General features: G+C 56.0%; 18 protein-coding genes. 11 read left to right on the top strand and 7 right to left on the bottom strand.

The genetic code is table 11. The annotated features are described in order from the left end of the window. Window positions 1–23: 23 nt before the first annotated feature. From HZ297_RS06335 to HZ297_RS06325, 3 genes are all read left to right on the top strand, one after another. Window positions 24–512 carry a chalcone isomerase family protein gene (locus tag HZ297_RS06335; RefSeq protein ID WP_178862159.1) on the top strand — a complete coding sequence of 163 codons (489 nt, stop codon included), beginning with the start codon at window positions 24–26 and terminating at the stop codon, window positions 510–512. Then, window positions 509–1,969 (top strand): cryptochrome/photolyase family protein, encoded by a 1,461-nt coding sequence (locus HZ297_RS06330; RefSeq protein WP_178862158.1) that lies wholly within the window; start codon window positions 509–511, stop codon window positions 1,967–1,969. Before HZ297_RS06335 ends, HZ297_RS06330 begins: the two co-directional genes overlap by 4 nt. A gap of 120 nt (window positions 1,970–2,089) precedes the next feature. After that, window positions 2,090–2,956 (top strand): MerR family transcriptional regulator, encoded by an 867-nt coding sequence (locus tag HZ297_RS06325; RefSeq protein ID WP_178862157.1) that lies wholly within the window; start codon window positions 2,090–2,092, stop codon window positions 2,954–2,956. 16 nt (window positions 2,957–2,972) lie between these two features. Here the strand turns inward: HZ297_RS06325 and HZ297_RS06320 are convergent, their stop codons facing one another. Both HZ297_RS06320 and HZ297_RS06315 read right to left on the bottom strand, forming a co-directional pair. Further along, the gene (locus HZ297_RS06320) at window positions 2,973–3,434 is read right to left on the bottom strand and encodes a PAS domain S-box protein (RefSeq protein ID WP_178862156.1); all 462 of its coding nucleotides are present in this window, start codon (window positions 3,432–3,434) and stop codon (window positions 2,973–2,975) included. A 79-nt stretch (window positions 3,435–3,513) separates the two neighbouring features. Next, entirely contained in the window at window positions 3,514–4,497 is a 984-nt protein-coding gene (locus HZ297_RS06315) for a YbgA family protein (RefSeq protein ID WP_178862155.1), read from the bottom strand. Between the two features lie 181 nt (window positions 4,498–4,678). On the opposite strand from HZ297_RS06315, the gene HZ297_RS06310 reads away from it, so the two are divergent. Continuing rightward, window positions 4,679–5,242 (top strand): mechanosensitive ion channel domain-containing protein, encoded by a 564-nt coding sequence (locus tag HZ297_RS06310; RefSeq protein WP_178862154.1) that lies wholly within the window; start codon window positions 4,679–4,681, stop codon window positions 5,240–5,242. Here the strand turns inward: HZ297_RS06310 and HZ297_RS06305 are convergent. Further along, a complete protein-coding gene (locus HZ297_RS06305; RefSeq protein WP_178862153.1) occupies window positions 5,239–5,757 on the bottom strand; it encodes an ATP-dependent zinc protease family protein in 519 nt (172 codons plus the stop codon). The genes HZ297_RS06310 and HZ297_RS06305 overlap by 4 nt on opposite strands. Window positions 5,758–5,824: 67 nt before the next feature. Here HZ297_RS06305 and HZ297_RS06300 point away from each other — a divergent pair, with 67 nt between their 5' ends. Continuing rightward, window positions 5,825–7,165 carry a mechanosensitive ion channel family protein gene (locus HZ297_RS06300; protein WP_178862152.1) on the top strand — a complete coding sequence of 447 codons (1,341 nt, stop codon included), beginning with the start codon at window positions 5,825–5,827 and terminating at the stop codon, window positions 7,163–7,165. 105 nt (window positions 7,166–7,270) lie between these two features. On the opposite strand, the gene msrA is transcribed toward HZ297_RS06300, so the two are convergent. After that, window positions 7,271–8,590 carry a peptide-methionine (S)-S-oxide reductase MsrA gene (gene msrA / locus HZ297_RS06295; protein ID WP_246261693.1) on the bottom strand — a complete coding sequence of 440 codons (1,320 nt, stop codon included), beginning with the start codon at window positions 8,588–8,590 and terminating at the stop codon, window positions 7,271–7,273. A 56-nt stretch (window positions 8,591–8,646) separates the two neighbouring features. Beyond that, window positions 8,647–9,192, bottom strand: coding sequence for a peroxiredoxin (locus HZ297_RS06290; protein WP_178862151.1), 546 nt, complete (start codon window positions 9,190–9,192; stop codon window positions 8,647–8,649). Between the two features lie 146 nt (window positions 9,193–9,338). On the opposite strand from HZ297_RS06290, the gene folM reads away from it, so the two are divergent. Both folM and HZ297_RS06280 read left to right on the top strand, forming a co-directional pair. Next, window positions 9,339–10,049, top strand: coding sequence for a dihydromonapterin reductase (folM, locus tag HZ297_RS06285; RefSeq protein WP_178862150.1), 711 nt, complete (start codon window positions 9,339–9,341; stop codon window positions 10,047–10,049). A 191-nt stretch (window positions 10,050–10,240) separates the two neighbouring features. Further along, window positions 10,241–13,801, top strand: a complete 3,561-nt coding sequence (locus HZ297_RS06280) for a bifunctional diguanylate cyclase/phosphodiesterase (RefSeq protein WP_178862149.1) — start codon at window positions 10,241–10,243, stop codon at window positions 13,799–13,801. Window positions 13,802–13,836: 35 nt separating this feature from the next. On the opposite strand, the gene hemH is transcribed toward HZ297_RS06280, so the two are convergent. Both hemH and HZ297_RS06270 read right to left on the bottom strand, forming a co-directional pair. Next, window positions 13,837–14,955, bottom strand: a complete 1,119-nt coding sequence (gene hemH / locus HZ297_RS06275) for a ferrochelatase (protein ID WP_178862148.1) — start codon at window positions 14,953–14,955, stop codon at window positions 13,837–13,839. Between the two features lie 122 nt (window positions 14,956–15,077). Continuing rightward, window positions 15,078–16,424: a Y-family DNA polymerase gene (locus HZ297_RS06270; protein WP_178862147.1), complete on the bottom strand. Its 1,347-nt coding sequence runs from the start codon at window positions 16,422–16,424 to the stop codon at window positions 15,078–15,080. Window positions 16,425–16,524: 100 nt separating this feature from the next. Between HZ297_RS06270 and HZ297_RS12235 the strand changes: the two genes are divergently transcribed. The 4 genes from HZ297_RS12235 to HZ297_RS06250 all read left to right on the top strand — a co-directional run bounded on the left by HZ297_RS12235 (window position 16,525) and on the right by HZ297_RS06250 (window position 20,972). Beyond that, window positions 16,525–17,229, top strand: a complete 705-nt coding sequence (locus HZ297_RS12235) for a LexA family protein (RefSeq protein ID WP_178862146.1) — start codon at window positions 16,525–16,527, stop codon at window positions 17,227–17,229. Window positions 17,230–17,334: 105 nt separating this feature from the next. Further along, window positions 17,335–19,185, top strand: a complete 1,851-nt coding sequence (locus HZ297_RS06260; protein ID WP_178862145.1) for a diguanylate cyclase — start codon at window positions 17,335–17,337, stop codon at window positions 19,183–19,185. Between the two features lie 102 nt (window positions 19,186–19,287). Then, window positions 19,288–19,677, top strand: coding sequence for a glycine cleavage system protein GcvH (gene gcvH, locus HZ297_RS06255; RefSeq protein ID WP_178862144.1), 390 nt, complete (start codon window positions 19,288–19,290; stop codon window positions 19,675–19,677). A 101-nt stretch (window positions 19,678–19,778) separates the two neighbouring features. Further along, window positions 19,779–20,972, top strand: coding sequence for a class I SAM-dependent rRNA methyltransferase (locus HZ297_RS06250; RefSeq protein WP_178862143.1), 1,194 nt, complete (start codon window positions 19,779–19,781; stop codon window positions 20,970–20,972). Window positions 20,973–20,978 lie beyond the last annotated feature (6 nt).

Below are 20,978 nucleotides of genomic sequence, written 5' to 3'. Positions count from 1 at the left end.
GGATTGGCGCATGGTTGATGTGGATGGGGACCACTGTGCAGGCGCAAACTGCGCCCGCCGAATCAGTGCCGCCCATCGTCTGGCAGAACGTGTCGCAGGCCACCGATCACTGGTTGTGGATGGCGCTGTATGACGCCCAGGTGGAACGCGCCGCCGGCACGCTCGGCGCACACTGGTCCGAGGACGGCGTGCCGTTGCGTCTGACTTTGTGTTATCGTCGTTCCATCAAGCGCGAGTGGCTCATCGAGGCGGCCCAGACGCATTTGCCGGATGGGTTGAGTCCGCCCTTGCAGGCCGCCGTCGGGGGATTGCATGAACGCTATCGCGACGTGGCGCCCGGCGATTGTTACCGACTGACGCATCTGCCCGACGGTCGCACCCAACTGGCGTTGAATGGCGCGCTGCAATTTGAAACCCGGACGCCCGGTTTCAAGGCGTTGTATTTTGGACTCTGGCTTGGTGACGAGCCGCTTTCAGTCGCACTCAAGGAGGCGTTGACACGCAACTTATGAATACGCTTGTCTGGTTACAGCGCGAACTGCGCACCACCCATCTTCCGGCCCTGCAGTCAGCTCTGGCGCACAGCGCGCAGCACGGCGGCGCGGTCATTCTGGCGTATTTTCACGATCCGGCGCAGACCGTCGGCGGTGCGCAAAGCGCCAATACGCTGCGCTTGGCGCATGGCCTGACGTACCTGCGGGAGCGCATCAGAAAACTCGGCGGCGATCTGTGGATAGTCGCCGGCGATTTTGAAAGGGCATTGGAGGGGCTGATCCGGACGCAGCAGATTGGCGCGGTGCATTATACCTACCAGCCCGGCGAGCCGTTTCAAACCATGCAGCAGCAGGCCCTGACGGTCTGCCGGCGCAACAAGATCGCGCTGCAGCCGTTCTTTTCCGAAAGTCTGTTGCCGCCCGACAGCGTCCTTAATGGCCAGGGCAAGCCTTATGCCGTGTTTACGCCGTTTTACAAAGCGTTGCAGGCGCAGGCCGCGCGCATCGAGCCTTTGGACGAAGCGGTGGGCGATTGGTCGCGGCTCAAACCGGCCGACCCGGCCTGTTCAGTTTTACCGGAAAGCTTGCAAGCGCTGATGCAACGCCCCTGGGCGCAAGGGCTGATGGCCAACGAAACGCCGGGGGAGGTCGCAGCCTGGGCGCGTTTGCAACGCTTTGCGCAGGAGGATATGGCCGACTATGCGCTGCAGCGCGATTTTCCCGCACTGCCGGCGACGTCGGCACTGTCGGTCGCACTGCATTTCGGCGAGCTCAATGTCCGCGCGGTCTATTGTTATCTGCTGGCCTTGCAGGAAGCAGGCGGCGTCGACAGCGGCGGTTCGCAGGCGTGGTTACGCCAGCTGGTATGGCGGGAGTTTGCGCGTTATCTGTTGTGGCACGCGCCGCACAGCCAGTTTGAGCCGTTTCAGTCGAAATTTGCGGCGATGCCGTGGGACGAGGACGCGGCCGCTTTGCAGCACTGGCAACGCGGACAGACCGGCATCCCCATTGTGGATGCCGGCATGCGCGAGCTTTGGCAGACCGGCACGATGCATAACCGCGTGCGCATGTTGGTGGCTTCTTTGCTGACCAAAAACCTCAATCAAAACTGGCGCGTCGGGCAGGCATGGTTTGACTACACCCTGTTTGATGCCGATCCCGCCAATAACGCCATGGGTTGGCAGTGGGTGGCGGGTTGCGGGGTGGATGCCTCGCCCTATTACCGGCTGTTTAATCCGGTGCTGCAAAGCCGCAAGTTTGATGAACAGGGCGATTATATCCGCCGTTGGTTGCCGGAGTTGCGGCGGCTGTCGGCCAAGGCGATTCATGCGCCCTGGGAGCAGCCGCTGGAGTGCCAGATGAAAGGTGTCAGACTGGGAGTGGATTATCCCTTGCCGATAGTCGATCTGCAGGCGAGTCGCGCGGCGCATTTGCAGCGTGTCGAGGCGATGAAAACGCCGGGTAATATGACTTGAACACGGGCGCTTCAGAGACACGTACTCGGTTGCGCGCTTTATTGTATAATTTTTGACTTTTATGACGCGGTTTTGTCCAATAGCTGAATAGGTTATCCGCCAGACCAGAAAGATGTAGCCATGAATCAGAGTGAAGCGCTTTATCCCATCCGTGAGGTTTCCCGACTGACCGGTGTCAACCCCATTACCCTGCGTGCCTGGGAACGCCGCTACGGCCTGTTTGAGCCGGTGCGCACGCCGAGCGGTCACCGTCTGTTTACGCAGCAGGTGGTGGAGCGTATCCAGCGCGCGGTGGCCTTGACGGAGAAAGGCATTCCCATCAGTCAGGTCAAGCAGTTTCTGAATGACGCGCCCGCAAGCGTTCCCAGCCCGGTGGTTGCCACGGCGAAGGAGGAAACGGATTTTGCCGCGGCCCTGCTGGCGGCACTTGATGAGGCCGATGTGAGCGCGTTGCAAGGTTTGTTTGACCGCCTGTGGACGGAGTGGCCGGAGTCGTTGTGCCGCCGTCTGTTGGTCGAGGCGAGTCAAGCGGTTAACGGGCGCGATGCGGCACGCCGGGTTTTGTGGAGCAGCGTGTTACGCCCGCGTTTGATGACGCGTCTTTACCACGCCTGCCGCGCGTTGAACGAGCCGCCGCGTATCTGGTTGTCGGGTGCGTCGGTCGGCTGGTCGCCAGAGATGAGTGAGGTGCTTTGTGCGCTGGCGGCGTTGCGACTGGCCGATTTGGGCGTGTATCCGCTGTGGGGCGGACAGGCGTTTGTCGACAAGGAAGATGATCAGCCGATGCTCGCGGCGCTTAAGACGCTTAAATGCGAGGGCGTGGCTTTGGTCGGGGATGGCAGCGATGCCGACCACTGGCTGGCATGGCACCAGCGTCATGCCTCGCTCGGGTTGTACTATTTTGCGGTGGGTATCGAGCCGCAGGAGACGTTGCAAGCCCTCAACACCCAGCTTGGGGTGCATTGCGAGGGTTGGCAGGCGCTTTAGTCGCCTGTCGGCGCGCTTAGTTTGAGGCCGCGCCTTTCAATTCCGCTTCGAGCGCGGCAATGCGCTCCTCCGCTTTTTCCAGCGCCTGTTGCAGCAGCACCTGGTCGGTCACGTCTTTCTGAATGCCGATGTAGTAAGTCACGCCATCCACGTCGTCATAATAGGGCGTCACGCTCAACTCATTCCAAAAAATCGAGCCGTCCTTGCGGTAGTTCTTTAAAACCGAACGCACCGGCTGTTTTTCGTCAATCGCGTGGCGGATGAGTTTGACCGATTCCGGTGCGGTATCCTCTCCCTGCAGGAAGCGGCAATCCTGATAAAGCACCTCATCGGCCTGATAGCCGGTGAGTTTTTCAAAGGCGGGATTCACATAGATCAGGATGGTGTCATGTCCCTCTTTTTCCGCGACGACAATGCCGTCCTGCGCATTTTCCACCAGTTGTAACAGCAGAGCGTTTCTGAGTTTGGGATCTTTCATTGCGTGTTGTCCGGTTTACGTTCATCATTTGCCAAAGCAAGCATCTTAGCCTGATAAAAAGTACCGGGTCAAGACCGGCTTAACGATAAGCGGTAATCTTTGAGCGCAAGGCCAGTTCCGGCGGATACGGATGGAAGAAAACCTGCGATTGCAGATAGTCCGAGCCGTAGCGTTTGACAAACTGTTCGAGAATTTTAATGACCGCGACCAGTGGAATGATGCCGTCCACAAACTCCTGAACGGTGTCGTGGTAGTGCTGTTTTTCGTCTTCGCTGACCTGCTTTTTGAAATAACCGTAGATGTGGTCGAGCACATTGCGCACATGGCCGCGTTTGCTGCGGTAGGCCAGCAGCTCCATCAGCAGGTAGCCGTAGCCGCGCAGGCTCTCCTGCAGATTGTCCTTACGCGTGGTGGCCACCAGCGCGCCCAAATGACGGTAGAGCGTTTCGTTTTTGGAGAGCAGCAGGTATTTGTGGTCGCGGTGGAAAGCCTGAAAATCCGCCAAACTGGGCTCGGCGGCGAGAAACTCGCGCCAGCGCGCCGCGGTAAACACCTGCATCATAAAACTTTCGCGCAGCCAGGCGTCCTGCAGACGGCCTTCCTCTTCAATCGCAAGCTGGGGGGCGCTTTGCTGGAGATGGGCGGTGAATACGCCGCTGCTCATGGGGTCGGAGGAGCCGAACCACTGGCCGTTGGGGCGGTAGACTTTGATGCGCTCCAGTCCGCAGCTTGGCGAGCGCGATTTGACGATAGCGCAGTCGATCCGCTGTTCCAACAGTTTCGGTACCATGCGGTGGGTGTAGTTTTCGATGCCTTCGGTGACATCGCGACGTGTGCGGGTGCCCATCACGTGTATTTTCCCGTCGATGCCGACCAGTTGAATGGTTTCGCGCGGCGTACCCAATACCGGCGCTTCGGGACAGAACGGCAGGAAGTCGGCATAGTTTGCAAGTTGCTGGTTGATGAAGTCGTCCTGGGCATGGCCTCCGTTGTAACGGCATTCGGTGCCGCGCAGGCAGTCCGATACGGCGATTCTTAAACGGGGAAAGAGTGCGGGTTGCATAATTTTGACCTCCAGGACAGGAAAACAGGATGATTTAATTATACAGATTGTATAGGTTTTTAACATCATTTCCTGCAATTGTGCGCTTTGGTTTTAAAGCCGCCGCCAAATCAGGATAATAGGAATCCATTTATATCCCTGCCGCCGTCCTGATAGGCGGGATTGAAAACAAGAGGTGAGTATGTCGGTTTCGGTGGAAAATATCCCTTATACACAGATTGTCATCAGCGTGCTGATCCCTTTTGCCGTGATCGCGACCCAGTGGGGGGCGAAAAAGCTGATTTTGAATATCGGTCAGGTCAAGGGAGTGCCGCTGAACCGGGCCATGCAGGTGTACCGTTATTTTAAGGCGATGATTGCGGTGGTGTGGCTGATCGTGCTGCTGGTGGTATGGGGCATCGACTATCAGGCGCTGCTGGTGGTGGCGTCATCGGTGCTGGCGGTCATCGGCGTGGCGCTGGTGGCGCAGTGGTCGATTCTGAGCAATATCACCGCGAGCATTATTGTGTTCTTCACCATGCCGGCCAAGGTGGGGGATGAGATCGAGATTATCGACGGCAGTAACTGTGTGAAAGGGGTGATCCGCGAGATCAACTTTTTCAATGTGCTGCTGACCGACGAAAAAGGCAATGAGATCGCCTACCCCAATAATCTGATTCTGCAACGCCCGGTGAGAAAAACGGTGCGCACCGACAAGGCGGCAGACCCGAAGAGTGCTTTGCAAAAACGCCTGAAACAGCGCTAATTCTCTTGGTTTTGTTGTGAGCAGTTTGGTTGCGTGAGGTGCGTCTGCTGCACGTCGATCAGCTCGCCGCGCAACAGGGCCGAGCGCCCGATCAGAAGCGGCTGTTTGAACTGGCTGCGGTTGACCAGGTTGACCTCGACCTCCCGCCATTGGCCGTTTAAACAGAGCCGTAAGCGCACCACCGGGCGGCGTTGGCTCGCGGCGTTTTTCTGTTTGATCCGGCTTTCGCGCAGCAGCGGTTTGCGCAGCGTGGTCTGCTGGACGGTGGTGAAGCGCACCCAGATTTGTCCGTCGCTTTGGAAATAGTCGATATGCTCGGCATGCAGCGCACTGTGATCGGCGCCGGAATCGATTTTGGCTTCGAGGGTGTCGTTCAGCCCTTCGAGCCGGGCCTGTTCCAGCCAGCCCAAGCGGCTGGTTTCGGCGGGCATCGGGGCAACGTCTGTTTCCGCATAAAGCGGCGTGTGGTACAGAAGCAGAAAGAGAGGGGCCAGCCAAAGGCGCGCTGTTTGCATCGGGTATCCGCTTTGTGTTGGAATGGATTAAGGGTTGGATTAAGGGTTTTGGGGCGTCAGCCCGATTATGCTGTTTGCCGATAAAATTAGCAATAAAGAGGAAACGCAGATGGAGAGTCTGGCGACACAGATAGGCGTATGGATGCAGGCGGCTCAGGATTGGCTAGGGCGCCCCGAGGTGTATCTGCAAGCGGCCGTGCTGGCGGCGATCGTGGTGCTGTCCATGGGCGTGGCTGCGCGTGCCGCAAGGATGTTGGAAACGCGCCTGCAAAGCCTGAATCAGAACGTAAGCTGGTTTGCCGCACCTTTGACGGTTGTGAGGCAGTTATTGTTGCCGATGGTGCTGTTGGGGCTGCTATGGCTGACCCACAGCCTGTTTATGCAGCTGAACTATCCGCATGAACTGCTTAAATTTGCGTTTAGTCTGGTGCTGATCGTGGCGCTGTTTGTCGCCGTAAACCGTTACGTCAACCATCTTTTTCTCGGAGTGATGCTCAAGTGGGTGATGATTCCCACGGCACTGCTTTATATGCTGGGGATTCTCGACCAGACGGTGAGTCTGCTTGACGGCCTGTCCATCGAAGTCGGCGAGGTGCATGTTTCCGTCTATATGGTGCTCAGGCTGCTGGTGTTCGGTGCGGTGCTTTTCTGGCTGGGGCGCTTGTCCAATCAATACGGTCAGCAACTGATCCGCAGCAAACAGAATCTGGATGCGCGCAGCCGCGAGGTGTTTGCCAAGCTGTTCGAGATTGCGCTGTTTGTGGTGATTTTCCTGCTGCTGTTGAACGCGGTGGGCATCAATCTGACGGCGTTGGCGGTGTTCGGCGGCGCTTTGGGCGTGGGGATCGGTTTCGGTTTGCAGCAGATTGCGTCCAATTTCATCTCCGGACTGATTATTCTGCTCGACAAGTCGCTGGCGGTGGGCGATTACATCGAGTTGGAGGACGGCAAAGCCGGTGTGCTCAAAACGCTGAATATGCGCTCCTCCTCCTTGCAGACCTATGACGGTAAAATCGTGGTGGTTCCCAACGAGAAGTTCATTACCAGTACCTTTGTGAACTGGACGCATCAGGATCCGCGGCAGCGTTATACATTGCAGTTTTCGGTGGCATACGACAGCGACATTCCGGCCATTCCCGCACTGATTCTGCAGGCGGTGCAGCAGCATCCGCAGGTGTTGCAGGAACCGGAAAAGCCGGACTGCGAAATCGTCGAGTTTGCCGATTCCGGCGTGGTGTTCCAGCTGGAATACTGGATCGAGGGGGTGGATGACGGCAAAAACCGCGTCGGCTCGGACCTCTTGATGATTATCTGGAAAACCCTGCACGACAATCACATCAGCATTCCGTTCCCGCAGCGCGAGGTGCGGATTTTGAATGGCGACAGGGGTGGGTCGTCAGTGCGTTGAAGGGGCGGTTTTTTTGGGGGTTATAAAACTGAACAGGCCGGGTATGGAATCTTTCCTACCCGGCCTGTTCAGTTTTTGAAAGCGCAAAATCCGCGTTATTGCTTGTTATGGTTTAGCGGCTTCATCCGGTACAAATTTGAGCACATTGCCGTTGATGCAGTAGCGTTTGTAGGTCGGCGGCGGGCCATCGTTGAAGACGTGGCCCAGATGGATGCCGGAGCTGGCGCTTCTGACCTCGATACGGCGCATACCGTGCGAATTGTCTTCATGTTCGGTAATCGCGCCGGGCACCGGGTTGAAGAAACTCGGCCAGCCGGTGCCGCTGTCGAACTTGGTGTCGGAGCGGAACAGCGCCGCGCCGGTAATCGGATCGACAAAGGTGCCGGGACGTTTTTCGTCGAGATGCGAACCGCTAAAGGCGTATTCGGTGCCCTGTTCAAAGGCGATATGCTGCTGCTCCGGCGTTAATAGCTGAAAGCCGAGCCATTTCCAGAAACGCGGCTTGTCGCCGTTGTAACCGGTGAAGCGCGATTTCTCCACGCCTTTTTCAAACAACACGATGGTGGGCGTGGCGAACAGGGTTTTTTCCAGTTTCCAGCCTTCCGGCGGCTGCGTGCTGAAGGTGGTGGCCACCGGCACCTCGGACTGCCAGCTCGACAGAATCTCTTGGTGGAACAGTTTGCAGAATTCACACTCTTCGGCCTCAAACACAATCAGCTGGCGGTCGAAATGGAGGGTTTTGGCCTCCAGTCGCGGGGCTTGCGGTTTGGCGGACTGTTGCGAGCCGGGATAGGCCACGCCGGTGCCGCCCAGTCCGCAATAACCGTTGGGATTCTTTTTAAGGTAATCCTGATGGTACTCTTCGGCGCTGTTATAGTTTTTCAGCGGGGCGATTTCGGTGGTGATGGGGCCGAACCCTTTGGCGCTCAACGCCTGCTGATAGACGTCGCGGGTCTGTTCGGCCACCGCTTTCTGGGCGGCGTTGCGGTAGTAGATGGCGCTGCGGTAGTTGCTGCCCACATCGTTACCCTGTCGGTCGCCCTGCGTGGGGTTGTGGTTCTCCCAGAATTTGATGAGCACGCTCTGCAGACTGACCACGGCGGGATCAAAGGTGACTTTGATGACTTCGGCATGGTTGCGCAGCGCGCTTTTGCCCATGCGGATGGCTTTTTCTTCGCCGAGCACGTCATAGTAGCCGACCTTTTCGGCGTCACCGCCGGCGTAGCCGCTTTCGACATCGAGTACGCCGGGAAGTTCGCTCATGCGTTTTTCGGCGCCCCAGAAACAGCCCATGCCGAGGACGATGCTGTCGGTGTCAGATGGATTGGTAGTAGTCATATCGGGCTCCTTGGCGCAAGCGCTTAAACTGAAAGCCGCCAGCAGGGCAAACAGCCAGCGGTGCAGGGAGGGGAGGAATCTGTTCATGGCGCGCTCCTTGACGGATAGTGGCGTTCAGTCCATTTTAACCAATCCCGAGTGCTTTACTCAGTCTTTTGCTGCAAATCTTCAAGGTCTTTCAATATTTCGGCCACATGGCGCTGCGGATCGACGCTGCGGTAGATGCGGACGATACGGCCTTGCGGGTCGATGATAAAACTATGGCGTTTGGCGAAGCGCAAGACCTTGAGGTCAAGCAGGGCGTCGTACTGTTTGGCGACCTTGCCTTCGGGATCGGCCAGCAGGCTGAACGGCAGGTTGTATTTTGCGGCAAAGGTTTTATGGTCGTCGGTATTGTCGACGCTGACGCCCAGAATCACCGCCTGTTTGGCAATCAGTTTGTTGATATTGTCGCGAAAACTGCAGGCCTCGGCGGTGCAGCCGGGGGTGTCGTCCTTGGGATAGAAATAGAGCACCACCCACTGACCGCGGTAATCGTCCAGTTTTTGCAGGTGTTGATGCTGGTCGTAGAGGGCAAAGGACGGGGCAGTTTGCCCGACTTGCAGCTGTGCGTGTGCCGTTAAGCTGTAAAACAGGCCGAATACCATAAAAAACGGGCGGGTAAGTCGATGGAATAATGGCGTTTTCATAAGGCGTTTCATCAAGTGGGAGAGTGGAAACAATGTACGCTTTTGTTGGAACGCTGTCAAAACGCACTATGCTAAACTGGGTTGGTGATTTTTAACCATTTTGATGTGTGCTCCATCTCGTTCAAGGCTTCTCTAAGGAAATGAGTATGTTAAACGACGCAATCTTGATTACCGGCGCCGGTCAGCGCATCGGCTTTTATCTGGCTAAACGCTTTTTAGCGGAAGGGCAGCCGGTGGTGTTTACCTACCGCACGCCGCGTCCGCAGGTGGAAAGCTTGATACGGCTGGGGGCGGTCGGCATCCGGGTGGACTTTAATGAAGACGATGCCATTGAGCGCTGTGTGCAGCGCCTATATGAGCAGGCCGGCAGTTTGCGTGCGGTGATTCATAACGCCTCGATCTGGTTGACGGACGAGCAGGTGGCGGCCCAGCCGACGGCGTTTGCCGAGCTGATGCGTCTGCATGTGGAGGTGCCCTACCGGCTGAATGACGCCTTGCAGCCGCTGCTGTTGGCCTCAAACAGCGCCTTGAAGGATATTGTCACCTTGAGCGATGCAAGCACCGCGCAGGCCAATGACCGCTATATGGCCTATCTTGCCAGCAAGGCGGCGATGCAGAATATGAGCCGCAATTTCGCCAAGAAATATGCGCCTCACATTAAGGTGAACGACATTGCGCCGGGGTTGATTCTGTTTAACGAGGGCGACAGCGAAGCCTACAAACAGCAACGCCTGCAACAGTCGGCACTGGGAATCGAGCCGGGCGAGGCGGTGGTGTGGCAGGCGGTGCAGTATCTGTTGCAAAGCCCCTACACCACCGGCATCAGTTTGCCTTTGGAAGGTGGAAAAGCGTTGTAGAGCAGCAGGTTATAAAAAAAGCAGCGAATAGTTTTGGGCATGATAAGATGCTTTTTAAGCAATTATGCTGAAGTCTATTTGAACGTTGCTATGGCTGATGCGTTAAAGCGGCCATGCAGGGTTGCCGGGTAAGGGTGGACAAGACCGTGTTCAACAACAGAAAGGGAAATTGGCGGAATATTTGGCTCGGCATGTGGCTGATATTGATTGCTGCCCTGGGCGCAGTCTATTTCTTTCAGGTGGAGCTCTATCGCAGTGCTGCGGTCGTGTCGCTGCAGCAAAATGTCGGTTTTAAAGTCGGGCAGATTGAGGCGTGGATTGAAGAGCGCTTTAAAGATGCCGCTACCTTGAGCCATCACCAGGAGTTTATCGATGCCGTCAGACAGTTGTCTGACGGCGCAACTAAAGAAAAAATTGCCTCGCGGCTGCAGGCCTTTACCGAGGCGGCTTCTTACGAAAAGATCACGCTAGTCAACGCCCGTAACCGGATTCTGTTGGAAGCCGGCAGCCGGTCAACCGATGTGGATATCAAGCATCTGCATGAACTGCTGCATTCCCTTGCCGAAACCCCCGATGCGAACAAATTTACCGTGTTTTTTAATGAAACCAGCTTTCATGTCGATGTGGTGGTGCCGCTTTTTGACCCGCGCCAGGCCAACCGCCTCGTCGGCAAGCTGGTTTTTCATATCAATCCTCAGGGCTTCCTGATCCCCTTTATCCGCGACTGGCCGGCGGCTAATTCGAGCGAAGAAAACGCGCTGTTTGTTTTTAAAGACGGACAGTTGCAACCTTTAGTTCCGCGTGAACGTCAAGGCGAGTTGGCGGCGGCTTCAATGAAAATGACCGACTCAACCTGGGTCTATCCGCGCTTTTTGAATGCTCTGCAACGCGGTGAAAACAAAGGGGTATTGTGGGGGGCGGATCACAACGGAAAGCCGTCTTTGATGGTGTTTCAGCGCATTCCGCAAAGCGACTGGGTGCTGGTCGCCAAAATGGACAAGGCCGAGGTGTTGGCGCCGCTGCACCGTTTTATTGGCGTGTTTGCTTTGGCCGGCCTGCTGGTGATGCTGGCATTCGGGTATGCGCTGCGGCGCGGTCTGGAAAACCGTCGTCTGCACATCGAAGACACCCTGCTGAAGGCGCGCGCCAAGGATGATCACCGTGCCTTGAAGCGCACCCGCTCACTGCTGGATTTGACGATGGCGTCGCCGCAAATGCAGGAGTCCGAGCTGTTGGAATCGGCCATGAACAAGATTGAGGCGCTGACCGACAGCAAGATCGGTTTTGTGCATTTTGTCAGCAAAGACCAGAACGAAATTGAAATCGTCACCTGGAGTTCCAATACGCTAGAGCACTATTGCACCGCCAATTACGACTCGCATTATCCGGTGGACAAGGCCGGGATTTGGGCGGATTGCGTGCGCACGGGCAAGCCGGTTGTGGTCAACGATTATGCGACGGCGGACAATAAAAAGGGCTTGCCGGAAGGGCATTCCGACTTGCAGCGTTTTGTGAGCGTGCCGATCTTGTACGACGGTCTGGTACGCATGATTGTCGGTGTCGGGAACGCTGCCCGGGAGTACGACGTTTACGATGTGGAGTCGATAGAGCTGTTCGGTTCGGAGCTGTACCGTATTGTACTGTTGAAACGTCTTTATACGGAGCTGGAGGAGAGCGAGCAACGCTTTCACCTGCTGTTCTCCAAGGCGCCGGTGGCTTACCAGTCATTGGACGAGCAGGGGCAAATACTGGATGTCAACGATGCGTGGCTGCTATTGATGGGGCTGCAAGAGGGGAGCGCGGAAACGGTTATCGGCAGAAATATACGTGAATTCATTGACGATGCCTGGTGCGTTGAATTTGACGAAACGTTTAAGCACTTTCTGCAAACCGGCCGGCTCCGGCAGCACATTATGCAAATCCGTCGTCCGGATGGCGGGGTGCTGAGTATCGAGATCACCGGCAGAATTCTAGTGGACGATAAAGGGCGGCTGCGCACCCACTGTATGCTGGTGGACGTAACCCAGCGTCTGCAGCAGGAGAGGTCTTTGCGCTTGGCGGGCAGCGTGTTTGAAAATGCCGGCGAGGGCATTATGATTACCGATGCGCAAAGACGCATTTTGTCGGTGAACCGCGCATTTACCCGCATTCTGGGCTACTCGGCGGAGGAGGCGGTCGGCCAGACCCCCGCGCTGCTTCACTCGGGCAAGCACGATGCCGAATTTTATCAGCGTTTGCATACCGCCTTGCATAACAAGGGCGAGTGGAAAGGGGAAATCTGGAACCGTACCCGTTCCGGTGAAGTGATTCCGGAGTGGCTCTCCATCAGCGCGCTGAAAAATGAAAAAGGCGAGGTCGAAAACTACATAGGCGTTTTTTCGGATATTTCGTCGCTCAAGGCATCCGAGGAACGGGTCGCCTATATGGCCTTCCACGATGATTTGACCTCGCTGCCCAACCGCAGAAGCTTCAAGGAAAAACTGGAAGCGTCCATCAAACAGGCCAAGCGCGATACCAAAAAGTTGGCGGTGATTATGATCGGCTTGAACCGCTTCAAAGACATCAATGACAGTTACGGCCATGAAATGGGCGACGAGGTGCTGTGTTATGTCGCCTCGCTGTTGTTGAAGCAGGTGAGAACGACCGATCGGGTGGCGCGTTTCGGGGACGATGTGTTTGCGCTGCTGCTGGAAGGGATTCACCATGAAGACGATGCCGGGCGCATTGCCGCGAACCTGATAGGCACAATCGGACAGGCGATGCGGCTCTCCAATCAGCAGGTTGTAAATATCATGTGTAGCGTCGGTATCGGCTTATATCCGAACCACAGCGTGCTTGCCGAAGAGCTGATTCAGTGCGCCGATACGGCAATGCATATTTCCAGACGTCTGCGCAGCAATGGCTATGAGTATTTTAGCGCCGAGATGACCGAGCGCGTGCAGATGCGCCTGCTGATAGAAACCGAACTGAAGGCGGCATTGCAAAACGGGGAATTGCGCGTCTTCTATCAGCCGCAGATTTCGCTTGTGGATCGCACCATGAAAGGCGCGGAGGCCCTGGTGAGATGGCAGCATCCGCGTTTGGGACTGGTTTCGCCGGCTTATTTTATCGGCGTGGCCGAAGAGACCGGCCTGATCGCCGAGGTCGGGGAGTGGGTGTTGAAGGAAACCTGCCGGCAAGTCAAGGAGTGGTTGGAGAAGGGGTATGAAAAGCTCATCTTTGCGGTGAATGTATCCCCCAAGCAGATGGTTTATAACGACCTGTTCGATTCGGTGATGCGGGCGTTGTCGGAAAGCGGGATGTCGCCGGAGTGTCTGGAGATCGAAATTACCGAAAGTGCTTTGATGACCGTCAGCGAACATGCGACCAGCCAGTTCGAGCAGCTGCGGGGCCTGGGAGTGCGCATCGCGATTGACGATTTCGGCACCGGTTATTCTTCGCTGGCCTATCTGAAAAATCTGCCGCTGGATGTGCTGAAAATCGATAAACAGTTTGTGGATGATATTCCGCATAACGAAGCCGGTATGCAGATTGTTAATACCATTATCGCCATGGCGCACCAGCTGCAATTGAAAGTGTTGGCCGAAGGGGTCGAAACGGAGGTCCAGCGCGATTTTTTGGCGTTGCGCGGTTGCGATTTTTATCAAGGCTATCTGATGAGTCCGCCGGTCAGTGCCGAGGATTTTGAAAGGCTTTTTCTAAAGCCCGCAGGGAAATCAGCCAAGCCGCCCCGTCACGCCAAGCCGCATTAAACGGCAAAGGCGGTTTGGCGTGAGGTGGATTGCCCTTAAAACGGACAGCCCATTGCTTGGGCGTTGGTTTTAACGGTGTTGCGCTCCTGCTGGTCGGCGGCGGCGTCAAAAGCGTCGCGTTCGTACCAGCCCTGGGTATGTTGCAAAACCACTTCGGCCAGCGCCTGCGCATGGTCTTCGCGGTCGTTCAGGCAGGGGATGTAACCGTACTGCTCACCACCGGCCTCTTCAAAATATTCGCGGTTCTCTTCACCAATCTCTTCAATGGTTTCCAGACAGTCCGCCGAAAAGCCCGGGCAGATGACCTGAATGTTTTTGATGCCGTGTTTCGGCAGGTTCATCATGGTTTCGTCGGTGTAAGGTTTGATCCACTCTTCCTTGCCGAAGCGCGACTGGAAGGTGACCTTGTACTGTTCCTTGCTCAGTCCCAGCTCCTCGGCCACCAGGCGCGAGGTCACATGGCATTCGCAGTGATACGGGTCGCCGTTGTCCAGATAACGCTGCGGCACGCCGTGGTAGGACATGACCAGCAGTTGCGGTTCGCCGTGGTGCGACTGGTATTCACGGATGGAACTGGCCAATGCTTTGATGTAGCCCGGATGGCGGTGGTATTTGGTGACAAAACGCAGTTCCGGAATCCAGCGCCAGGTTTGCAGCTCGGCGCTCACGGCGTCAAAGGTTGAGGCGGTGGTCGCCGCGGCATACTGCGGATAAAGCGGCAGTACCAGAATGCGCTGGCAGCCTTTTTCCTTGAGTTCCTGCAAGCCGCTGGCAATTGACGGGTTGCCGTAACGCATTCCCAGCGCAAACTCCACCCGCCCCTGAAAATGCGGACGCACCTTGGCGGCGATCGCCTCCACCTGACGTTGGCTGATATTCAACAGCGGTGCGCCGGGGCCTTCCGAATCCCATACGCTGGCATAGGCTTCGGCCGATTTGGCCGGACGCGTGCGCAGAATAATGCCGTTCAGAATCAGTTTCCACAGCCAGCGCGCCGGCGGCGGTTCCACCACGCGCGGGTCTTCCAGAAATTGTTTGAGGTAGGGTTTGAGTGCCTCTTTGGTCGGGGCGTCGGGCGTGCCCAGATTGGTAATGAGAATGCCGGTTGCGCTGTCGTCACCGTGATGGTAGTGGGTGGTATTCTGGTATTTCAAGGGGTCGTTCCTTGTAGTGAATGAGCGTGCTTGAAATTATACATAAATTGTACAAAAGCAACACTTCTCTTTTTTAAACGAAAATTAGGCAAAGTTCGCTAAGAATAACAACAATCCCGCCATTAGTGAACCGCTTTGGCTTTGGGCAATTCCTCCCAGCGGGTGGTGTAACGCGGCGAAGTGTGGTTGCGTTTCATCTGCCAATTAGCGGCGTTGAGCCCGCTGTTGGCGAGCTGCACGCAGTGTTTGCCGAACTGGCGGTTTAATCCGTCCATGACCTGCATCAGCGCATCCGCTTTGGGATTGGCCGAATAACGCGGATTGGCGGCGAACAGGTCGGTCTGCAAGGCGCCTTTCGGCTGGATGCCGCCCAGGGTGACGGCGGCTTTCTGGTAGAGATAGCCGTCGCGCCAGATATGTTGCAGCGCCTTGATGGCGATTTTGCTGAGCAGCACGGTATTGTCGCTCGGGTAGATCAGCGGAATCTGAATGCTGTTATGGTACTGCGGCAAGTGGTTTTGAAAACGCGGCGTGACAATGCTGACCCCGACACTTCGGCAGACGCTGCCCTGCTGGCGCAGTTTCTGGGCGGCAATGGCGGTGTAGCTGGCGACGGCCTGTTTCATCGCCTCTTGATCCTGCACCAGCTGGCCAAAGGAGCGCGAGGAGACGATGTGCTGTTTATTGGGGTGGTGTTCGTGCAGCGCCAGACAGGACTGGCCGTTGAGTTCGGCGACGATGCGTTCCACGCTGACCGAAAAGCGCCGCCGAATCTGCCGAGGGCAGGCCTGCTGCAGGTCGCGGGCGGTGAGAATGCCCTGGGCTTCGAGTTGCTGGCTCAAGCGTTTGCCGACTCCCCACACCTGACCGACCTTGACCTGTTGCAACAGGGTTTCCAGGGTTGTGCTTGAAAGCGCCGTCAGATCGAGAATCCCGTTTAAATCGGTGCGTTTTTTGGCGAGGTGGTTGGCGAGTTTGGCGAGCGTCTTGGTGGGGCCGATGCCCACCGCAACCGGCAGCCCCAGCCATTGCCAGACGCGCTGTTTGATCTGTGCGGCGTAGTCGCCGAGGTGCTCTATCGGCAACCCCGAGAGTTCCAGAAAACTCTCGTCAATCGAGTAGATTTCCTGATGCGGCGAGAACTCGCCGATGACGCTGTGCAGGCGACGGCTCATATCGGCATAGAGTTCGTAGTTGGAGCTGAACACCGCCGTACGATGCTGTTGCAGCAGCTTGGCCACCTTGAAATAGGGCTGAAACATCATGCTTTGCGAGGTCGCGGCGCGGTAACCGCCGTCGCCGAGGTGATGTATGCGCGCATCCAACGCCTTGGCCTGCGCATTGGCGGCGACAATGCAACCGTCGTTATTGGAGAGCACGACCACCGGCCGGTTCTTAAGGCCGGGGTTAAACGCCATTTCGCAGGAGGCGTAGAAGCTGTTGGCATCGATGAGGGCAAAAATGGGCATAAACAATTCCTGGCAGGCCGGGTAAAAAAAGCGTGAGTGAAATGCCGGCTTTGATATAAAATGAATTGTGTAACATAATTCAAAAAGGTGCAAGCGGTCGATGAATCAACAGAACGAACCAGTCGATAAACCAGCCGGGCGCGGCGGCGCGCGTATTGGGGCCGGGCGTAAAAAGGGCAGCGGTGCGTTTGGCGAGCCCACCAAAGTCATCCGTGTGCCAGAATCGCAGGTGGAGCCGGTTAAACAATGGCTTGATCAGCGGCTGGCGCAGCAGAAGCCGTCTGTGGGAGGCGAGACAAAAACGTCTGCGGAAAACTCAACAGGCCGGGTGGTGGATGTGAACGCCGAGCGCGCGGCGCGTTGGCAACGTGCTTTGCACAAAGCGCCGGTGAAGCTGTTTGCGCCGGCCAACGAAAGCTGGGTGGAGCTGCCGCTGTACGCGCATAAAGTGGTGGCCGGTTTTCCGAGTCCGGCGGATGACTATATCGAAACCACGCTGGATTTGAACGACAAGCTGATCCGCAACAAGGCGGCCACCTTTTTGCTGGTGGTGGAAGGCGATTCGATGAAAAAGGCCGGCATTAAGGACGGCGATATTCTGGTGGTGGACCGCAGCATTCCGCCCAGTGACGGCAAGATTGTGATTGCTGCACTCGACGGCGAGTTGACGGTGAAGCGTCTGTCGATGAAGTCCACCGGCACCTGGCTGGTGCCGGAAAACGACGATTATCCGCCGATTGCGGTGCGCGAGGAGGCCGATATTGTGATCTGGGGTGTGGTCACGGCCACCATTTCGCAATTCTGATTAGGGCGGTGCGCCAGTGCGCCAAGGCTACGTGATTTGACTTGAATCTACCTTGTTTTAGGCGCAGAATGGAAACCGATGTATTCAATGCGGGGCGTTCTGAGCGTGAAAAGTTACAAGTCGTTTAGTTGGCTGTTGGGGTTGTTGTTGCTGGCGCTGTTGTTGGCCTATGTGCTTTACAGTCAGGCCGAAATCAAGCTGCGCCACGAGGCGGTGCTGCAGGATAAGCAAGAAACGAAAAACACCATCGGCACCCTTGTTCAGGCGCAGCAGCAGACCAATTTATTGTTGGCGCAAAGTCTGGCCGAAAATCCGATTATTGAAGAGTTGCTGCAACGCCCGCAGCCGCTTTTGCGGCAAAAACTCAGTCAACTAACGGCCAACCTGAATAACGCCACGTCTTTCAAGGACATCTGGGTACAGCTGGTGGATATTGACGGCCGTAGCGTCTACCGCAGCTGGACGGAAAAGGTGGGCGACAATCTTTTGCCGTTTCGTCCCGAAATCGGTACCGTCTTCGAAACGCGTCGGAGTTTGCAGAATATCAGCGTGGGGCGCTTTACCATCTCCTTTAAAACAATGACACCGGTCATCAGCGATGACGGTACCGTGCTGGGGATGGTGGATATTGTCACCCAGTTTACGCCGCTGACGCAGAAACTTTTGAACGATGCCGGCGTGGAAACGGTGCTGTTGGTGGACAAGCGTTTTCAGAGCGTGTTGACGCGGGCGTTGACCGGCAAGTTTATCGACGGCTATTACGTGGCTAATGAAAATGCCAGCAAAGCGCTGCTGGAACAGCTCTATCAAGGGCGTTTGCAGGCATTTCTGGAAACGCCGGACTATACGCGGATCGACGGCTATGTGGTGTCGGTTTTTCCGATTAAGTCCGAGGATGGGGTGCTGGCGTACTGGCTGGCCTTTAAACCTTACGATGCCATCGATTTTTCGCAGGTGAACTGGGTCTTGCAGAAATATGTGGTCATCAGTATCGGTGTGATTTTGTTGGTTCTGCTGTTGGCGGTCATCATTATGAGCCGTTCCCATGCGGAAGCCAAAAAACGTTACTACCGGCAGATCATCAACTCGGTGTCCGATGTGATTTATATCTCCAACGGCAAGCAGGTGGTCGATGCCAACGCCCATTTCTTTGAGCTGTTTGACGAGTTCGAGAATCTGGAGACGTTCTTGAAGCGTTATCAGTGCGTCTGCGAAGTGTTTGAGCGTGAGGAGGGGTTTTTGCAGCCCACCATGAACGGTATGTTCTGGCTGGATTATGTGTTGATGCATCCTAACGAACGGCACAAGGCCAAAATTGTGCATAACGGCGTCCCCCAGATTTTTCTGATTAAAGTGAAAACCATGATGGGCTTGTCGGAGCGGCTCTACAACGTGTTGATGCAGGATATCACCCAGATCGAACATTATGAGCAAGAGTTGAAGAAGCTCAGTGTCACCGATGAGTTGACCGGGGCGGGCAACCGGTTGGCCTGCAATCAGGCGATGGAAAAAGAGATTAACCGCTCGCGCCGTTATTTGTCGACGTTCTCGGTGATTTTGTACGATCTGGATTTCTTTAAAAAGATCAATGACACCTTCGGTCATGATGTCGGTGATACTGTGTTGGTGGAGGTGACGGCTGCGGTACGCGCTGCGCTGCGCGATACGGATGTGTTATGCCGTTATGGCGGCGAAGAATTTTTAGTGATTCTGCCGCAGACACCGATTGCCGAAGCCTTGCAGACGGCGGAGCGTTTACGCAGTGCGGTGGAGTCCTTAAGCAGGGAGCAGGTGCCGGTGCCTTTAACCTCCAGTTTCGGGGTGGCGGAACTCACCCGCTGGGATACCGGTTTTACCTTGCTGAAACGCGTTGACCGGGCGTTGTATCAAGCGAAGGAACAGGGGCGTAACCGCGTAGAAATGGCCGAAGAGGTCTTGGGACCACAGGAAAATTGACGGGGGGAGGAACTGCTCCTTACTTCGCGTTTTTAGCCATTGTAAGCCGCGGGTTTAATGTTATGATGCGCGCTATGTAAAGTTCTTGTTGGGAGAGAAAGAATGAGTGTTTTACCGAGTCACCTCAAATATGCGGAAACGCATGAATGGGTTTATATTGATGAGCAGGGCAATGCCGTGGTGGGCATCACCGATTTTGCGCAGGAATCGCTCGGCGATCTGATGAGTGTGACCTTTCCGGAGCTGGGTGCGGATGTGACCGCAGGCGACGAAGTCATGTCATTGGAGTCGGTCAAGGCCGCCTCCGAAATCTACGCGCCTTTGAGCGGCGAAATCGTGGCCATTAACGAAGCGTTGGAAGACGAACCGGAACTGATCAATGAGGAACCTTACGATGCCGGCTGGCTGTTTAAAATCGCCCCACATGACGTCACCGAATTGGAAGAGTTGATGTCGGACAGCGAGTATCAGGATTTGATTGATCAGGCCTGATTTTTCTGACAGAGAATGTCTCATCCGTTTTACTAAGCATGCACCCTCGCGGTGCATGTTGACTTTTTAAAGCCCCCTCCTTTTTAAAAAAGAATCGATCTATGTTAGCAACCCTAAGACTCAAGAAAAACGAAGAACGCCGCCTGAAGCAAGGGCATTTATGGATTTTCAGCAATGAGGTGGACACCGAGGCGACGCCGCTCAAACAGTTTGAAGCCGGTCAGCAGGTGGTTATTGAGGGTGCCAACGGCAAGCCGTTGGGGATGGGCTATGTGAACCCGAATACCCTGATCTGCGCGCGTCTGTTGAGCCGCAATCCGAAAGTGGAGTTGAACGAAAAGTTCCTTAAACGCCGTATTCAGGCGGCACAGGAACTGCGTGAACTGAACTTTGACGAACCCTACTATCGTCTGGTGTTTGGCGAGAGTGACGGCCTGCCCGGTTTGGTCATCGACCGTTTCGGCGACGTTTTTGCCGTGCAGATTACCACGGCCGGGATGGAAGCGGTTAAAGAACAGATCGTGCAGGTCTTGGAAAACCTCTACCATCCGCAGGCCGTCGTGTTGCGTAACGACAGCAAGAGCCGCGAGTTGGAAGGCTTGGCGCTGTACGAAGAAGTTGCTCTGGGAAGTTTGCCCGAAGAGGTGATTATTCGCGAGAACGGCGCGCAGTTTGTCGTGCCGGTGAGCGGCGGCCAGAAAACCGGCTGGTTTTACGATCACCGTATGGCGCGGGCGCGTCTGCAGGGGCTGGTTAAGGGCAAGCGTGTTCTCGACGTATTCAGTTATCTGGGCGGCTGGGGGATTGCGGCCGCGATGGCGGGTGCCGAAGCCGTGACCTGTGTGGATGCCTCAGAGGCGGCGCTGGACGGGGTGGAGCGTAACGCCGAACTCAATGGCGTTATCGATAAGATGACCATGATTCAGGGCAATGCCTTTGAGGTGTTGAACGCTTTGCGTCTGGAAGCCGAGCGTTTTGACGTGGTGATTGTCGACCCACCGGCGTTTGTCAAACGCAAAAAGGATTTGAAACAGGGTGCGGAGGGCTACCGCCGTATCAACGAGATCGCGATGCGTCTGTTGGAGCAGGACGGCATTTTGGTGTCCGCCTCCTGCTCGCATCACATGAGCCGCGATCATCTGCTGGAGCAGGTGCAGTCGGCGGCGCGCCATATCGACCGCAGCGTACAGCTGTTCGATCAGGCGCATCAGGCACCTGACCACCCGGTGCATCCGGCAATCCCGGAAACCGAATATCTCAAGACCTTCTTCTTTAAAGTCTCTGCCAGTTGGTAATAAGCG

The sequence above is a fragment of the Thiomicrorhabdus cannonii genome, assembly GCF_013391695.1.
GTDB lineage: Bacteria > Pseudomonadota > Gammaproteobacteria > Thiomicrospirales > Thiomicrospiraceae > Thiomicrorhabdus > Thiomicrorhabdus cannonii.
Note: the sequence above shows the minus strand (reverse complement) of the source record. Positions and strands in the feature narration are given on the sequence as shown.

What these genes read in the sequence shown, in the direction of transcription:
- HZ297_RS06335 (WP_178862159.1), top strand. Translation starts at nt 24, where the DNA reads ATGGGGACCACTGTGCAGGCGCAAACTGCGCCCGCCGAATCAGTGCCG.
- HZ297_RS06330 (WP_178862158.1), top strand. Translation starts at nt 509, where the DNA reads ATGAATACGCTTGTCTGGTTACAGCGCGAACTGCGCACCACCCATCTT.
- HZ297_RS06325 (WP_178862157.1), top strand. Translation starts at nt 2,090, where the DNA reads ATGAATCAGAGTGAAGCGCTTTATCCCATCCGTGAGGTTTCCCGACTG.
- HZ297_RS06320 (WP_178862156.1), bottom strand. Translation starts at nt 3,434, where the DNA reads ATGAAAGATCCCAAACTCAGAAACGCTCTGCTGTTACAACTGGTGGAA.
- HZ297_RS06315 (WP_178862155.1), bottom strand. Translation starts at nt 4,497, where the DNA reads ATGCAACCCGCACTCTTTCCCCGTTTAAGAATCGCCGTATCGGACTGC.
- HZ297_RS06310 (WP_178862154.1), top strand. Translation starts at nt 4,679, where the DNA reads ATGTCGGTTTCGGTGGAAAATATCCCTTATACACAGATTGTCATCAGC.
- HZ297_RS06305 (WP_178862153.1), bottom strand. Translation starts at nt 5,757, where the DNA reads ATGCAAACAGCGCGCCTTTGGCTGGCCCCTCTCTTTCTGCTTCTGTAC.
- HZ297_RS06300 (WP_178862152.1), top strand. Translation starts at nt 5,825, where the DNA reads ATGCTGTTTGCCGATAAAATTAGCAATAAAGAGGAAACGCAGATGGAG.
- msrA (WP_246261693.1), bottom strand. Translation starts at nt 8,590, where the DNA reads ATGAACAGATTCCTCCCCTCCCTGCACCGCTGGCTGTTTGCCCTGCTG.
- HZ297_RS06290 (WP_178862151.1), bottom strand. Translation starts at nt 9,192, where the DNA reads ATGAAAACGCCATTATTCCATCGACTTACCCGCCCGTTTTTTATGGTA.
- folM (WP_178862150.1), top strand. Translation starts at nt 9,339, where the DNA reads ATGTTAAACGACGCAATCTTGATTACCGGCGCCGGTCAGCGCATCGGC.
- HZ297_RS06280 (WP_178862149.1), top strand. Translation starts at nt 10,241, where the DNA reads ATGTGGCTGATATTGATTGCTGCCCTGGGCGCAGTCTATTTCTTTCAG.
- HZ297_RS06270 (WP_178862147.1), bottom strand. Translation starts at nt 16,424, where the DNA reads ATGCCCATTTTTGCCCTCATCGATGCCAACAGCTTCTACGCCTCCTGC.
- HZ297_RS12235 (WP_178862146.1), top strand. Translation starts at nt 16,525, where the DNA reads ATGAATCAACAGAACGAACCAGTCGATAAACCAGCCGGGCGCGGCGGC.
- gcvH (WP_178862144.1), top strand. Translation starts at nt 19,288, where the DNA reads ATGAGTGTTTTACCGAGTCACCTCAAATATGCGGAAACGCATGAATGG.
- HZ297_RS06250 (WP_178862143.1), top strand. Translation starts at nt 19,779, where the DNA reads ATGTTAGCAACCCTAAGACTCAAGAAAAACGAAGAACGCCGCCTGAAG.